This is a genomic window from Streptomyces venezuelae ATCC 10712, from assembly GCF_008639165.1.
In the GTDB taxonomy this organism is placed as follows: Bacteria; Actinomycetota; Actinomycetes; order Streptomycetales; family Streptomycetaceae; genus Streptomyces; species Streptomyces venezuelae.
The window spans coordinates 2981419-2995798 of record NZ_CP029197.1 but is presented as its reverse complement, the minus strand read 5'-3'; the positions used below and the strand labels follow the sequence as shown (position 1 = coordinate 2995798).

The window sequence follows — 14380 nt, the reverse complement described above, 5'->3', positions numbered from 1 at the left end:
TCCCCTATTTCTTCCAGACGGTCAGCTTGGTGAAGTAGCTGGGCAGGTCGTTGCCGGCGTTCTTGGTGATCTTGGTGATTTCCAGCAGGGCGAGCCGGTTCTCGTTGGTCTTGGCGCAGAGGAGGGTGCCGACGGGGATCTCCTCCTGGAGCTGATCGGCGTCGATGTCCTGGGGCAGGACGTTCCCCTGGGAGCCCTCCAGGCACTGGCGGGCCGACTTGCCCGAGCTGATCCCCATGCCGTTGGGGAACTCCCAGCGTCCGCCGGAGACCTCGCTCATGACCACTTCGGAGGCCGAGCGCATGTAGTCGCCGGTCCCCCTGAGCTGGGGGACGTCGAGGTCGGCGCCGGCGATCCCCGGTTCGGCCGGGGCGCGCAGGGCGAAGGGGCGGTCCTTGAAGACGAGGGTGTATCCCGCGTCGTCGGGCGGCGGTGTGGTCTTCGGGGCGGTGGTCGCCTGGTCGGCGGGGGAGGGGCCGTCCTTGGACGGGCCGGCGGTCCGGTCGGCGCCCGGCGTGCTGCCGCCGGCGTTCCGGGCGTCGTCCCCGCCGCCGTCGCCGAAGCTCTGGGCGACGCGCCAGGTGCCGGCGACCAGGAGGACGGCGACCGTCACGGCCACGGCGATCCGGGTCTGCCGGCGTGCGGCGGGCGGGCGGGCGCCGTCGGGGGCGGCGGGCGGCGGGCCGTACGCGGGGGCCGGGCCGGAGCCGGGGCCGTACCCGGAGGACGGGGGGCCGGAGGCGGCGGACGGCGGCGGGGTGCCGTGGCCGGTCGAGGGCGGGCCGGAAGCCGGGCTCTGGCCGTGGGGGGTCGGGGCGGTGGCGGCCGGGCCCTGGCCGGTGGGGGGCGGGGCGGTGACGGTCGACGTGGGGGGCCGGTGGGGCGGCAGGGGAGTGGTGGGAGCGGTCCTGAGGGGCGGTGTGGTGTCCGAGGCGACCTGGGCGGTCCCGGTGCCCGCGGTCGCTCCCGTGGTCCCGGGGCCGGTCGCCCGTGGCGGCATCGTCGGCTCCGCGGCCGGGTCGTCGCCGGTGTCCGGCCGTGGGGGGCCGGCAGCCGCTCGTACGCGACGGTCGACGGCCGCCGCCACGGGGGCCGGCAGCCAGTCGCCGAGCGCGGTCGACGGGCGGTCCGCGACGCGTTCGCACCAGTCGGCCAGCTCGGCGGGGGTGATCCGGTCGGCCGGTTCGGGGGTGAGGCAGCGGTCGAGGAGCGGGCGCAGCTCCGTCGGGTAGCCGTCGAGGTCCGGCGGGCGCATCGCGGTGTTGGCGATCCTGGTCCCCACCGTGAAGGCCCCGCCCTCGCCGTACGGGTGGCGTCCGGTCGAGGCGACCGCCGCGATCAGGCCGAGGGAGAAGACGTCGGTGGCCGGGGTGACGGGCTCGCCGAGGGCGTGCTCCGGCGACATGAACTGCGGGGTGCCGATGATCCGGCCGCTGCGGGTGATCTGGGTGGCGTCGGCGGCGCGGGCGATGCCGAAGTCGATGACGTACGGGCCGGTGGGGGCCAGCATGATGTTGGCCGGCTTGAGGTCGCGGTGGACGACGCCGGCCGCGTGGATCGAGGTGAGGGCCCGGGCGGCGCAGCCGATGAGCGGGAAGACGGTCGACAGGGGCAGCGGTCCGAGGGAGCCGAGGGCCTCGTGGAGCGTGACGCCGGGGACGAAGGCGGAGGCCAGCCAGGGCGAGGGGCCCGAGGTGTCGTGGTCGACGACGGGGACCAGGTGGTAGCCCTGCACCCGGCGGGCGGCCTGCACCTCCTGCTCGAAGCGCCGGCGGAACTCCGGGTCCTGTCCGTACTCGCGCAGGATCAGCTTCAGGGCGACGGGCTGGCCGCCGCGGGTGTGCGAGAGGTAGACGGTGCCCATGCCGCCGGCGCCGAGCTTGGCGACCAGCCGGTATCCGGCGACCTCCCGCGGGTCGTCCGGGCCCAGAGGCGTGAAGACGTCGTCGATGCCGGTGCCGATGAGAATCTCCCCCGATCTTCTCCTCGCCACCGGGGCACGTCCGGCGGCGCTTCGCACGAGGGTACGACACGACGAACCGTCAGGAATCCCCGTACGGAGGCGATTTCAGGACTCGGGCGGGGCCGTCGCCGTCGCCGTCGCCGCCGTCGTCACCGTCGTCGTCCAGAGGCGGCGGGCGGCGAGCAGGGCCGCGGCGAGGAGCAGGCCGTTGCGGAGCACCATGACGGTCAGTCCCTGGGCGGTGCCGGCCACGACCTGGTCGTACAGGACGGGGTACGCGAGCGAGCTCAGCGCCGCCGCCGGGAGCAGCAGCAGCGCCACCGGGCGCATCACGGTGCGGCGGGAGGTCAGGCAGACGGCGGCGAGGCCGAGCAGCCAGATCATGTACTGGGGGCTGATCACCCGGCTGGTGACGGTGAACAGCAGTACGGCGGTGAGGGCCGCGTCGAGCGGGGTGGCGGCGGTCCAGCGACGGGCCCGGACGCGCCACAGGAGGAGCCAGCCGAAGGCGATGACGGTGAGCAGCAGGGCGAGGTGGCCGAGGCTGGAGACGTAGGGGCCGACGTACTCGATGGCCCCGTAGCGGAACTCGACCCCGCCCGGCCAGGCGCCGGTGGCCTTGGCGAGGGCGAGCGCGGTGCCGCCGAGCGACTCGATCTGGATGCCGCGGCTGCCCTGCTGGCGCAGGAAGCCGAGGGAGTCGGAGAAGAACAGAGCGAGGGTGGCGAGGAGGGCGAGGGCCGCGACGGCCGCGGCGGTCCAGGCCTCGCGGGTGGTACGGCCCCGGGGGGTGCCGATGAGGGCGAGCGCGGGCCAGACCTTGACCATGGCGCCGATGCCCGCGAGGGCGCCGCCGAGCTGGTGGGCCGCGGTGGAGCGGGCGGTGACGGCGAGCAGCGCGAGGACGGCGAGGGCGGTGGTCTGGACGTCGTACCGGGCGAGCGGCAGGTGCAGGAGGAGCGGCAGGCCGCAGACCCAGATCCAGGTGCCGTGGGTGAGCCGGGCGCTGTCGGCGCGGGCGAGGGCGACGGTGACGACGGCGTCGGCGAGGAGGGTGAGCGCGACGAACGCCTGGACGTAGCCGAGCCAGGGGACGAGGCCCGGCGACATGATCACGAGCCCCGCGCCGGGCGGGTACTGCCAGGTGGCGTCGCCGGGCGGGAAGGTGCCCTGCGCGAACTGTCCGTACCAGTGCCGGTAGAGCTCCACCTCGCGGCCGACCCCGCCGATGCCCAGGGTGTCGCGCATGAGGAGCAGGACCATGCCGACGCGGGTGAGCAGCCAGACGGAGGCGACGGCGAGGTAGGGGCCGCGGCCGACCGTGACGAAGGTGGCGGAGGTGAAGGTGTCCGAGTCGAAGGGGGAGCCGGTGAGGTTGGGGGGCTCGGCGCGGGTTCCCGGGGGTGACTGCGGGTGATCGTTCGTCATCCCTCCGTACTGTAGACCGTAATGTCTTAATTGCCCCGCTTCTCGGCCCCTGGTCCGGTTCCGGGTCCGGCTGGTCCGACCCCCGGTCAGGCCCCTGGTCCGGTTCCGGGTCCGGCTCCCGTCGCGGTGAACTCCTCGTACGCCGCGACCACCTCCTTCGCCGGCCCGTCCATCCGCAGCGTCCCCGACTCCAGCCACAGGGCCCGCTCGCAGGTCTCCGTGATGGTGGAGTTCGAGTGGCTGACCAGGAAGACCGTCCCCGCCTCCGCGCGCAGCTCGTCGATCCGCCGCTGGCTGCGGCGGCGGAAGCGGGCGTCGCCGGTGGCCAGGGCCTCGTCGATGAGCAGCACGTCATGGCTCTTCGCGGCGGCGATGGCGAAGCGGAGCCGGGCGCCCATCCCGGAGGAGTACGTCCGCATCGGGAGGGAGATCGCGTCGTGCTTCTCGTTGATGCCGGAGAAGTCCACGATCTCGTCGTAGCGCTCCCGGACCTCCGCGCGGCTCATGCCCATCGCGAGGCCGCCCAGGATCACGTTCCGCTCGCCGGTCAGATCGCTCATCAGGGCCGCGTTGACGCCGAGGAGGGACGGTTGGCCCATGGTGTGGACCTGGCCCCGCTCGACGGGCTGGAGGCCCGCGATGGCCTTCAGGAGGGTGGATTTCCCAGATCCGTTCGAACCGATCAGGCCAATTGCCTCGCCGCGGTACGCGACGAAGCTGACGCCCTTGACGGCGTGGACCCGCCGCCCGGCCGGGGCCGTACGGCCGCGCCGGAGCATGCGGCTCAGCGCGGCCGTGGCGGCGCCCCGGCCGTCGGCCGGTCCGCCGTTCACGGTGTACGTGACGTGGACGCCGTCGACCACGACGGTGGGGGTGCGCGGCGCGTCGGCCACGCGGGGGGTGGGGGTCTTCAGGGGGTCAGCCACGGCCGTACGTCTCCTCCGCCTTCCAGAACCAGATGAAGCCGCCCGCGAAGGACAGCAGGGCCCAGCCGCCCGCGAGCGCCCAGACGTGCGGCGGCAGCTGCGCCGAGGTGTAGCTCTCGATCAGCGCGAAGCGCATGAGGTCGATGTAGACCGCCGCCGGGTTGCACTGGAGGGCCAGCACCACGGCGTCCGGGAAGCGGCCGCCGTGCGCCAGGTTCTGGATCGACCACATCGCGCCCGACGCGTACATCCAGGTGCGGAGCACGAACGGCATCAGCTGCGCGACGTCCGGGGTGCGGGCCGCGACCCGGGCGAGCACGAACGCGACGCCGGTGTTGAACAGGGCCTGGAGCAGCAGCGCCGGCCCGGCCAGCAGCCAGCTCCAGGTGGGGAACTCGCCGAAGCAGAACAGGATGACGGCCAGCGCGGCGAGCGACAGCAGCAGTTGCTGGAGCTGCTGGAGCGCCAGCGAGAGCGGCAGGCCGGCGCGCGGGAAGTGCAGGGCGCGGACCAGGCCCAGGTTGCCGCTGATGGCCCGGGTGCCCGCCATGACCGTGTTGGCGGTGAAGGTCCAGACGAAGATGCCGGTGATCAGGAAGGGCACGTAGTCGGGGACGCCGTGCTGGGCGTCCATGAGGATGCCGAAGATCAGGTAGTAGACGGCCGCGTTGAGCAGCGGGGTCATCACCTGCCAGACCTGGCCGAGGCGGGCCTGGCTGTACTGGGCGGTCAGGCGGGCCGTCGCGAACGTGGCGATGAAGTCGCGGCGGGACCAGAGCTGCTTCACGTACGCGGGCAGCGAGGGGCGGGCGCCGCTGACGGTGAGGCCGTGGCGCCGGGCGAGGGCGCTCAGGTCCTCGCCGTCGTGGCGGCCGGAGAGGTCGGAGCGACTGGAGAGGTCGGAGCGCCCGGACGGGCTCTCGGGTGCCGCCGGGGGCGGGGCGAGGGTCTCGGTGGTCAAGGTGCGCGCTTTCGACGAAGGGTGCGGGCATCGTCGGCGATGGAACGGGTCCGTATCGTCGCTACGGGGAGACTAGGCGGCGTCAACGTCGGAACGCAACCGTATCGTCGTAACGCCTCCGTGGTGTCGCCGTTGGTTAGGATGCCGTTCATGAGCGATCCGACCCCCCGCCGCGCCCCCGCCGGAGCCGCCGTACTGCGCGAGGACGTGACCGAGGCCATCCGCGCCGCCGTCTTCGAGGAACTCGCGGCCGTCGGCTTCGCCCGGATGTCCATCGAGGGCATCGCGCGCCGCGCGGGCGTCGGCAAGACCGCCGTCTACCGCCGCTGGAAGTCCAAGCTCTCCCTCGTCCTCGACCTCGTCGGCGCCTTCGCAGCCCAGGGCCTGCCGGCGCCCGCCACCGGCTCCCTGTACGGCGACGTCCGCGCCCTCCTCGAAGTCGCCTCGCACGCCCTGCGCCACCCGGTCGCCTCGCAGGTCATCCCCGACCTGCTCGTCGAGGCCGCCCGGCACCCCGAGATCGCCGAGGCCGTCACCGCCGCGCTGCTCGACGGCCAGCAGGGCGTCATGACCCAGATCGTCCGCGAGGCCGTCGAGCGTGGCGAACTCCCCGAGGGCAGCGACCCCGGCCGCGCCCTCGACCTGGTCGTCGGGCCGCTCTACTGGCGCCTCGTCGTCGTCCGTACGCCCCTGCCGCGGGGATACGTGGACGAGCTCGCGCGGTCGGCGGTGGCGGCGCTGCGCGCCTGAGGCGCGACCGAGGGACGCTCCGGCGGGGCGCGCCCGGGGGCGCTCCGGCAGGGCGCGTCGGCGGGGCGCGTCGGCGGAGGCGCGGGGGCGCGACCGAGGGACGCTCCGGCAGGGCGCGTCGGCGGGGCGCGAGCGAGGAACGCTCCGGCAGGGCGCGTTACTTCACCGCGCCCGCCATCACCCCGGTCGTGAACTGCCGCTGGAACGCGAAGAACACCACCAGCGGCACCACCATCGACACGAACGCCCCCGGCGCCAGCACGTCGACGTTGTTGCCGAACTGCCGCACCTGCTGCTGGAGCGCCACCGTGATCGGCGGCGACTGCGCGTCCGCGAAGATCAGCGCGATCAGCATGTCGTTCCAGACCCACAGGAACTGGAAGATCCCCAGCGAGGCGATCGCCGGACCGCCCAGCGGCAGCACCACCCGGGTGAAGAGCCGCACCTCGCCCGCCCCGTCGAGCCGCGCCGCCTCAAGGAGCTCGCGCGGGATCTCCGCGAAGAAGTTCCGCAGCAGGAAGATCGCGAACGGCAGCCCGAAGGCCGTGTGGAAGAGGACCACCCCGAGCGTCGTCTCGAAGAGCCCCACCGCCCCGAAGAGCTTCGACACCGGGACCAGGGCGACCTGCACCGGCACCACGAGCAGGGCGACCACGCCCAGGAACCACCAGTCCCGGCCCGGGAAGTCCAGCCACGCGAACGCGTACCCGGCGAACGAGCCGATCACGAGGACCAGCAGGGTGGACGGCACGGTGATCAGCACGGTGGACAGCAGCGAACCCGTGATCGTGTCGTTCGCGAGGAGATGGCCGTAGTTCTCGGTCGTCAGCTGCGCCGGCGCCGTGAACACCTGCCACCAGCCGCCCGCCGCGATGTCGGAGGGCGAGCGGAGCGAGGACAGCAACAGCCCCAGCGTCGGCAGCAGCCAGAACAGACCGGCAAGGACGAGGAAGACCCGGACCGCGCCCCCGGCGGCCCGGGCGGCCGCCCGCGCGGCGAGCGACCGGGCGGCAGGGGCGCCCCCGAGCGGCGCGGAGACCTCGGTACGCGCGCGGGGGCGCGTGGCGGCGGAACTCATCGGCGGGCCTCCCGGCGCAGGCGGCGGACGTTGAGGACCATCACCGGGACCACCAGGAGCAGCAGCAGGACGGCGATGGCCGAGCCGACCCCGAGATCGGCGTCCGTACCGAAGGACGAGCGGTACAGCTGGAGCGCGAGCACGTTCGCGTCGTCCTGGGCGGAGCCCGGCGCGATGACGAAGACCAGGTCGAAGACCTTGAGGACGTTGATCATCAGGGTGACCAGGACGACCGCGAGGACCGGCGCCAGGAGCGGCACCGTGATCCGGCGGAACACCTGCCACTCGTTCGCCCCGTCCACCCGCGCCGCTTCGAGGAGTTCGCGCGGGACGGCGGCGAGCCCGGCGCCGATCAGCACCATCGCGAACCCGGCCCACATCCACACGTACGCGCCGATGACCGCCGGGGTGACGAGCGTCGGGCCCAGCCACTCCACGCCGTTGTACTGCTCGCGGAAGTTGCTCGCGGGCAGCCGGAGCACCGCCCCGTCGGCCCGGTCGGCGGGCAGCGCGAAGGTCCCGTCGGCCTTCGCCGTGGTCGCGGCGACCACCTTCCCGTCCCGTACGGCCTCGATCCGCAGCCCCGCGAGGCCCAGTTCGGTGCCGTCGACCGCGTTCGGCCGGCCGCCGCCGCCCCGGGTGAAGTCCAGCCAGGCGGTGCCGGTGACCGTGCCCGGTGCCGCCTCGGGCGCCCGCGCCGGGCGGGCCTCCTCCGGCATCTGCCCCGGCGCCACCCCGATCAGCGGCAGCCGTACGGGCTCCCCGGCGCGCACCGGCTCCTTGGTGACGAACGCGCCGCCGCCCGCCGCCTTCAGCGGATGGACGGGCAGCGGCCGGGCCCGCGGGAAGCCGGAGGACTCGGCGAAGGTGTCGTGGACGCCGACCCAGACGGCGTTGGCGATCCCCCGGTCCGGGTCCTGCTCGTAGACGAGCCGGAAGATGATCCCGGAGGCGAGCATCGAGATCGCCATCGGCATGAAGACGACCAGCTTGAACGCCGTGCCCCAGCGCACCCGTTCGGTGAGCACCGCGAAGACGAGACCGAGCGCGGTCGCCACCGCCGGGGCGAAGACCAGCCAGATCACGTTGTTGCGGACGGCGGTGCGCAGCGAGTCGTCGGTGACCAGGGCGAGGTAGTTGTCCAGGCCGACGAAGGTGCCGCCGGAGCGGTCGAAGAGCGAGCGCTGGACGGAGTACCCGATCGGGTAGACGACGAGCGCGCCCAGCAGCACCAGGGCGGGGAGCAGGAACCCCGCCGCCACCGCCCTGCTCCGGTGGCCGGTGCGCAGCGGGGCGCGGGCCGGAGCGGAGCCGGGAGCGGGAGCGGAGGCGGGCGTGGCGGCGGGGGCGGGAGTCCTCGGCATGGCCAGGGCCTCAGCTCTTCGCCGCGGCCCGGTACGCCTTCTCCGCGTCCGCCTCAAGACGCGCCTGCGTCCCGGCGATGTCCTTCGGGTTCTTCAGGAAGTCCTGGAGCGCCTTCCACTCGCCCTTGCCCGGCGTCCCGCCGAAGGACTGCGGCATCTGGTCCGACATGTCGAAGCGGAAGCCGTCACCGGCGCCGATGAGCGCCTTGGCGATCTCGCGCTGGACGTCGTTCGGGTACGCCGCCGGGTCCAGGTTCTTGTTCGGGGAGAGGAAGCCGCCCTCGGCCGCCCAGATCTTCGCCGCGTCCGGAGAGGCCAGGAAGGCGAGCAGCGCCTGCGCTCCCTTGGTGTCCTTCAGGGCCACGGCCGCGTCACCGGCCGTCACCACCGGGGTCGTGCCCGCGCCGACCGCGGGGAACGGGAAGACCTTCGCGTCCGTGCCTATCTTCGCCTGGGTCTGCGCGATGTTGACGGCGGCGAAGTCGCCCTCGAAGACCATCGCGCCCTTCGGCTGGTCGCCGCCCGTGAAGGTCTGGGTGACCGAGACCGGGTACTCCGTCTGCAGCGCGCCGCTCGTACCGCCGGCGAGCAGCGCCGGCTTGCCGAACAGCTCGGCGAGCGTCGTCAGGGCCGCCGTCACCGACGGATCGGTCCACTTGATCGTGTGCTTCGCCAGCTGGTCGTACTTGGCCGGGCCCGCCTGCGACAGATAGACGTTCTCGAACCAGTCCGTGAGGGTCCAGCCGTCCGCGCCGCCCACCGAGACCGGGGTGACGCCGGAGGCCGAGATCGTCTCGGCGGTGGCGAGGAAGTCCTTCCAGGTCTTCGGCTCGGCGGCGCCGGCGTTCTCGAAGACCGCGCTGTTGTACCAGACCAGCGACTTGTTCGCGGCCTTGAAGTACACCCCGTACTGGGTGCCGTCGACCGCGCCCAACTCCTGCCAGCCGCGCGAGTAGTTCGCGGCCAGCTGGGCCTTCGCCTCGGGGCCGACCGGCTTGAGCCACTTCTGCGCCGCGGCCTGCTGGATCGCGCCGACCTGCGGGAGCATCGCGACGTCGGGCGGCGAACCGCCCGCGATCTTCGTGCCGAGGAAGTTCACGATCGGGTCCTGCGCGGGCACGAAGGTGACGGTGGCGCCGGTGCGCTTCTCGAACTCCTTCAGGACCTTGGTGAAGTTCTCCTGCTCCGGTCCGGTCCAGACGGCGGCGACCTCGATCTTCTCGCCCTTGAGGGAGGGGGCGCCGGCCGTGCCCGTCGACGGCTCCGCCGAGCCCTTGTCGTCCTCACCGCCCCCACAGGCGGTGAGGGCCAGTGCGGTGATCGCGGTGAACGCCGTGAGCGTCACCACGGCCTTGCGTGGACGAAGAGTTGTACGCATCGCTGCCCCGTCTCTCCCGTGCGCTTCGCTGTCCCGTGCCGACAGGTCTACGCCCGGTGAACGGGCCCCGCAATACCGCCTTCCGTGTCAAGAGGGCGATCGTGATGCCCTCGTGACGTGACGTCAGCCGTGGGTCGCGGGGGTCAGCGGGGGCACGGGAGTCGCCTCGACCGAGCGGGCGGCCCGGTCCAGCGCGCTCGCGAGGAGAGCGAGGTCCGTCGGACCGTTGCCCAGTTCACGGACCGGGCGGCGGGTCGGCGGATCGCCCATCCGCTCCCACTCCAGCGGGACCACCGTCGGCCGGAGCGTCGCCGTCCGGGGGATCCGGCCGGTCACGCGACCCGCCTGGAACGGGGTGACCCGGCCGTCCGGATGCCCGAGCCGCCCGCGCCCGGCCGCCGGTACGTCAGGACCGGCCGTCAGCGGAGGCGCGTCCAGCACGATCCGCAGCCGGGCCCCGTGGGCCAGCTCGGTGTCGGCGGTCCGGTCGGGGCGGGCGGAGGTCGCGACGAGGTGCACGCCGAGCCGCTCGCCGTTCCGCGCGACGGCCTCCAGGGCCCGCACGACGGACCCGGCGGCGGGGCGCCCGGAGGCGCCGAGCGCGGGAGCGACGAGCGCGTCGAAGTCGTCGACGAGCACGACGAGCCGGGGAAGCGGAACGGACCCGGCCCCCCGGCCGGCCGCCTGCTCGCCCCCGGCGGGCCGCGGCACCCGCCCGCTGGGGTGGTCGGTGAGGTCGCCGGTCCCGGGGCGGGCCACGCGCCCGCTGGGACGGTCGACGAGGTCACCGGTTCCGGGACGAGGGACGCGCCCGCTGGGGTGGTCGGTCAGGTCGCCGGTTCCGGGGCGGGGTACGCGGCCGCTGGGGTGGTCGGTGAGGTCACCGTCGCCGGTGCGCAGGGTGCGGCTGCTGGGGCGGCCGCTGCTCAGCTCCTCGGAGCCGGCGTACGACCCCCGGCCGCCCGGCCGTCCCCCGAACTCCTCGGCGCCACCGCCGTACGGGGTACGGCTGCTGGACCTGCCGTCGAGGTCGCCGGGGTAGGGGGTGCGGTTGCTCGACCGGCCGTCGAGGTCTCCCGGGTAGGCGGTGCGGGCGCTGGACCGCCCCCCGAGGTCGTCCGCGCCGCCGGGGTACGGCGTGCGGCTGCTGGAGCGGCCGTCGAGGTCGCCGGGGTACGGGGTCCGTCCGCTCGCGCGGTCGTCGAGGTCGCCGGGGTACGGGGTCCGTCCGCTCGGCCGGGGGTTCAGGTCTCCCGGGTACGGCGGCGTGGGTTCGGCGTCTCCCGGGTACGGCACGCGGCCGCTCGGGCGGCTGTCCAGGTCGTAGGTGATACGGCCGCTCGGGCGACCGCCCTGGTCGGGGGCGCCCGGGTGGCCGGTGCGCGCGCTCGGGAGGGCGCCGATCGCGCCGTCGCCGGTGCGCAGGGTGCGGCCGCTCGGGCGGTCCGTGAGGTCGCCCGTGTCCTGGACGCGGACGCTCGCGCGGGCGCCCTGCGGCACGGACTCGGCCGCGCTCGGGGCGCGCTGGCCGATCAGCCGGTCGCGGGCCGGGCCGCGGCGGTCGGCGAAGTGCCCGTCGCCCAGGATCTCGGCCCGGCGCTTGAGCTCCGCGCCCAGCGCCTGCGCGAACTCCCGCATCCGCACCGGGTCCGAGGCGACCAGGTGCTCGGTGACGTGCGGCAGCTCCGTACAGGCCGCGAGTCCCTCACCGCGCTCGCCGCCCGCTCCGTCCACCAGGAGCAGGCCGAGCCGGTCGGGGCGGCCGCCGGCCGCGAGGGACGCGGCGATCGAGCGGAGCAGCTCCGTCCGTCCGCTTCCGGCAGGGCCCTCGATCAGCAGGTGCGGGCCCTCGCGGGTGAGGTCCACGGCGAGCGGGCCGCGCGGTCCCGCGCCCAGGACGGCCGTGCCGTCCCCGGCGGAGGCCCAGCGGGCCATCAGGGAGGCGGGGGTGGCCCGGGCGAGCCCCAGCTCGTCGAGGAGCCGGGCCGACGGGGGGAGCGCGGCGGCGCGCGCGCCCGGCGCCGCCGTCGTGTCCGTCCGCAGCGGGGCGAGCGCGCGCCCGAACCGGTCGGCCCAGGCGACGGAGACCGCGTCGACCACGCCGACGGTGCCGTGGCCGGCGACCCGGCCGCCGGAAGTCCGCAGCAGCCGCAGCGCCGTGGCCACGTCGCCGCTGAGGAGGGCGGCGGCCCCGCACTCGCGGAAGGCGAGGGAGGAGGCGCAGGCCGTCTCGTAGGTGGCGGCGACGGGGGAGACCGGGGAAGCGGCGGGCGCCTCGGCGAGGCAGAGCAGGTGGATGCCGGCGGCGGCACCGGCTCCGGCGAGCCGCGCCACCGTCTCGCGCAGGGCCGCCGAACCGGGGTCGCCGTCCACGACCACGACGGTCGTCGGCCCCGTGTGACGGGCGGCGGCCTCGGCGACGGCGGCGCGGTCGGCGCTGGGCCAGCCGGGGCCGAGCGGGCCGTCGTCGAGCCGCCGGGTCAGCTCGGCCGTACGGGCCTGGGCCTGCTCGCGGTCGTACGCCAGGAGCAGCCGGCAGTCCTGGCCGTGGGCCGGGCGGACGTGGGGGAGCCAGCCGAGCCAGCCCCAGGCCCGGCGCCGCTCGTCGAGCGAGCGGTTCCGGTCGGCGCTGATGAGCACGATCTCCAGGTCGGAGGGGGAGTGCAGGGTGGCGAGCTGGGCGACGACGGAGCGGGCGAGGCCGGCGAGCCGGTCGGCGGGGCCGGCGAGGCCGAGCGAACCGGCCTCGCGCAGCCCGACGGTGACGGGGACGCCGGAGAGTTCGGCGCGGTCCGTGGTGCCGAGCCGGACCACCAGGGACTCGGGGTGGTCCAGGCCGCGCTCCCAGAGCCGGGGGCCGGGTCCGAGGGCGGTGAGCAGGACGGTGGCCGGGTCGGGCCAGGTGTCGGCCACCGGTACGCGCGCGGCGGCGCCGTCCGGCCCGCCGGTGCCGGTCCGCGTCCCGGTGTGGGTGTCCGGGGGCGTGCGGGGGCCTGCGGTGGGGGCGGGGAGTTCCTCGCGCCCGCCCGCGAGCCGCCGGGCCCATGCGCCGAGGCCGCGCCTGCTCCCCGCGCGCGGGGAGCCGGACGGCGGCTCGGGGGCCTCGACGCGGGCCGTACGGGTCCGGCTGTGGGCCTCGCCGCCGGGCTCGTCGTGGTCGGCGCGGTCGTAGGGGGTGGCGTGGGGGTCTCCCGCGCGCGCGTGGCCGGGGGAGCCCGCCCCGTGCCCGGGGCCGTACGGGTCGTCGTGGGCGTCCTCGGGGGCGCGGCCGGACAGGACGCCGCCCGCCCCGCCGTGGGTGGTGTCGTCGACCGGGCCTCCGGGGGCCGGGCGGGGCCCGGAGGCGGGTGCCGACCGGTCGGCGCGTACCGGCGCGTCCGTGAGGTCGCCAGGCCGCGCCACCCGCAGATGGCCCTCGCCGTCCGGGGCCGTCGCCCTCGTCTCCGCACCGCCGAGGTCGTCGCCGGGGCCGGTCAGCCGGAGGGCGGACTCGCCGAGCCGGAGCAGCGCGCCGGGGCGGAAGCCGACCGGGCGGTCGCCGACGGGCACCCCGTCGAGGGTCGTGCCGTTCGTGGAGCCGCGGTCGGCGACGGTCACGCGGCCGTCCTCGCCGACGGTCACCGTGCAGTGCGCGCGGGAGACGTCCGGGTCGTCGAGCGGCACGTCGGCGTCGGCGGAACGGCCGATTCTGATCGGTCCGCCGTGCAGCAGGTGCACTCCGCCCGCGTCGGGTCCCGCGACCACGTGCAGCCGGGCGGTGGCCGTCTCGCCGACCCGCTCGTCGGGGCCGGGGACCTGGAGGGAGAGGACCGCGCCGTCGACCAGCGGGGGCTCGCCGAGGACGCAGCGGCGGCCGTCGAGCCGCTCCGCGCCCGCGTAGAGCACGGTGGTGCCCGAGGAGGAGGTGTCGGGGCCGGTGACGGCGGCGGCGAGATTCGAGGCCACGGCGGCCAGTGCCGTCCCGGCGGGGGCCGTGACGAGCACGTCGCACGCACGTCCGGCGCCATGGCCGGCGTACGGCGCGAGGACGGTCAGCCGGATCTGCATCGCCGTCAGCGGTCCCTTCTGCGCGAGATGCCCGGCAGGGGGACCGCCCTGTGACTCCCCCCACCCGGCACGGACGCGTCGCCCGGTACAGGTCGGCACGGCGTGGGGCTCCCGACCCCTCGACACGACGTGCTGGAGGCATCCTCGCACCTGCCACCGACAACCCGCCCACGGGTCGGCCTGAAGTGATCTTGAATGGTCGGCTGTGGACGAAAAAGTGCCTGGTTGGGCATGCCTTCGGAACGTGCCCGGCAACCGTCCCGCCTCCGGAAGCGTCTTCTTCCGGACAGAAGCGGCGCCCGGTCCGACGGCCCCGGCCCGCACCGGCCCGGTCCACCGACCCCGGCCGCCGGCCTCGGAAACCGGCCTGTGGACGACCGGTCTGTCCCTCGTTCGGCGGCACTAAAGTGGGTCGGACACCCGGACGGGTCACAACAGAGGACAGGGACCCCGGGAACAGCACCGGATCACCCCAGGACCACGAT

General features: G+C 75.0%; 9 protein-coding genes. 1 reads left to right on the top strand and 8 read right to left on the bottom strand.

From position 1 onward, the window contains the following. Positions 1-4: 4 nt before the first annotated feature. The 4 genes from DEJ43_RS13625 to DEJ43_RS13610 form a co-directional block, all read right to left on the bottom strand. Entirely contained in the window at positions 5-1993 is a 1989-nt protein-coding gene (locus DEJ43_RS13625) for a serine/threonine protein kinase (RefSeq protein ID WP_051025873.1), read from the bottom strand. A 75-nt stretch (positions 1994-2068) separates the two neighbouring features. Continuing rightward, positions 2069-3391, bottom strand: coding sequence for a glycosyltransferase 87 family protein (locus tag DEJ43_RS13620; RefSeq protein ID WP_015033944.1), 1323 nt, complete (start codon positions 3389-3391; stop codon positions 2069-2071). 86 nt (positions 3392-3477) lie between these two features. Continuing rightward, positions 3478-4317 carry an ABC transporter ATP-binding protein gene (locus tag DEJ43_RS13615; protein WP_015033943.1) on the bottom strand — a complete coding sequence of 280 codons (840 nt, stop codon included), beginning with the start codon at positions 4315-4317 and terminating at the stop codon, positions 3478-3480. Further along, positions 4310-5278 (bottom strand): ABC transporter permease, encoded by a 969-nt coding sequence (locus DEJ43_RS13610; protein ID WP_015033942.1) that lies wholly within the window; start codon positions 5276-5278, stop codon positions 4310-4312. Before DEJ43_RS13610 ends, DEJ43_RS13615 begins: the two co-directional genes overlap by 8 nt. Positions 5279-5428: 150 nt before the next feature. Between DEJ43_RS13610 and DEJ43_RS13605 the strand changes: the two genes are divergently transcribed. Further along, positions 5429-6028 (top strand): TetR/AcrR family transcriptional regulator, encoded by a 600-nt coding sequence (locus tag DEJ43_RS13605; protein WP_041662446.1) that lies wholly within the window; start codon positions 5429-5431, stop codon positions 6026-6028. A 157-nt stretch (positions 6029-6185) separates the two neighbouring features. Here the strand turns inward: DEJ43_RS13605 and DEJ43_RS13600 are convergent, their stop codons facing one another. From DEJ43_RS13600 to DEJ43_RS13585, 4 genes are all read right to left on the bottom strand, one after another. Beyond that, positions 6186-7106 (bottom strand): carbohydrate ABC transporter permease, encoded by a 921-nt coding sequence (locus tag DEJ43_RS13600; RefSeq protein WP_015033940.1) that lies wholly within the window; start codon positions 7104-7106, stop codon positions 6186-6188. Continuing rightward, on the bottom strand, positions 7103-8470 hold the full coding sequence (locus DEJ43_RS13595; protein WP_015033939.1) for a carbohydrate ABC transporter permease: 1368 nt from the start codon (positions 8468-8470) through the stop codon (positions 7103-7105). The genes DEJ43_RS13600 and DEJ43_RS13595 overlap by 4 nt, the downstream gene beginning before the upstream one ends. Before the next feature lie 10 nt (positions 8471-8480). Then, positions 8481-9848: an ABC transporter substrate-binding protein gene (locus DEJ43_RS13590; RefSeq protein ID WP_015033938.1), complete on the bottom strand. Its 1368-nt coding sequence runs from the start codon at positions 9846-9848 to the stop codon at positions 8481-8483. A 123-nt stretch (positions 9849-9971) separates the two neighbouring features. After that, a complete protein-coding gene (locus tag DEJ43_RS13585; protein ID WP_051025872.1) occupies positions 9972-13895 on the bottom strand; it encodes an FtsK/SpoIIIE domain-containing protein in 3924 nt (1307 codons plus the stop codon). Positions 13896-14380: the final 485 nt, after the last annotated feature.

Coding starts and splice junctions, on each gene's coding strand:
- DEJ43_RS13595 (WP_015033939.1), bottom strand. CDS start 8,470: ATGCCGAGGACTCCCGCCCCCGCCGCCACGCCCGCCTCCGCTCCCGCT.
- DEJ43_RS13605 (WP_041662446.1), top strand. CDS start 5,429: ATGAGCGATCCGACCCCCCGCCGCGCCCCCGCCGGAGCCGCCGTACTG.
- DEJ43_RS13590 (WP_015033938.1), bottom strand. CDS start 9,848: ATGCGTACAACTCTTCGTCCACGCAAGGCCGTGGTGACGCTCACGGCG.
- DEJ43_RS13600 (WP_015033940.1), bottom strand. CDS start 7,106: ATGAGTTCCGCCGCCACGCGCCCCCGCGCGCGTACCGAGGTCTCCGCG.
- DEJ43_RS13620 (WP_015033944.1), bottom strand. CDS start 3,391: ATGACGAACGATCACCCGCAGTCACCCCCGGGAACCCGCGCCGAGCCC.
- DEJ43_RS13585 (WP_051025872.1), bottom strand. CDS start 13,895: ATGCAGATCCGGCTGACCGTCCTCGCGCCGTACGCCGGCCATGGCGCC.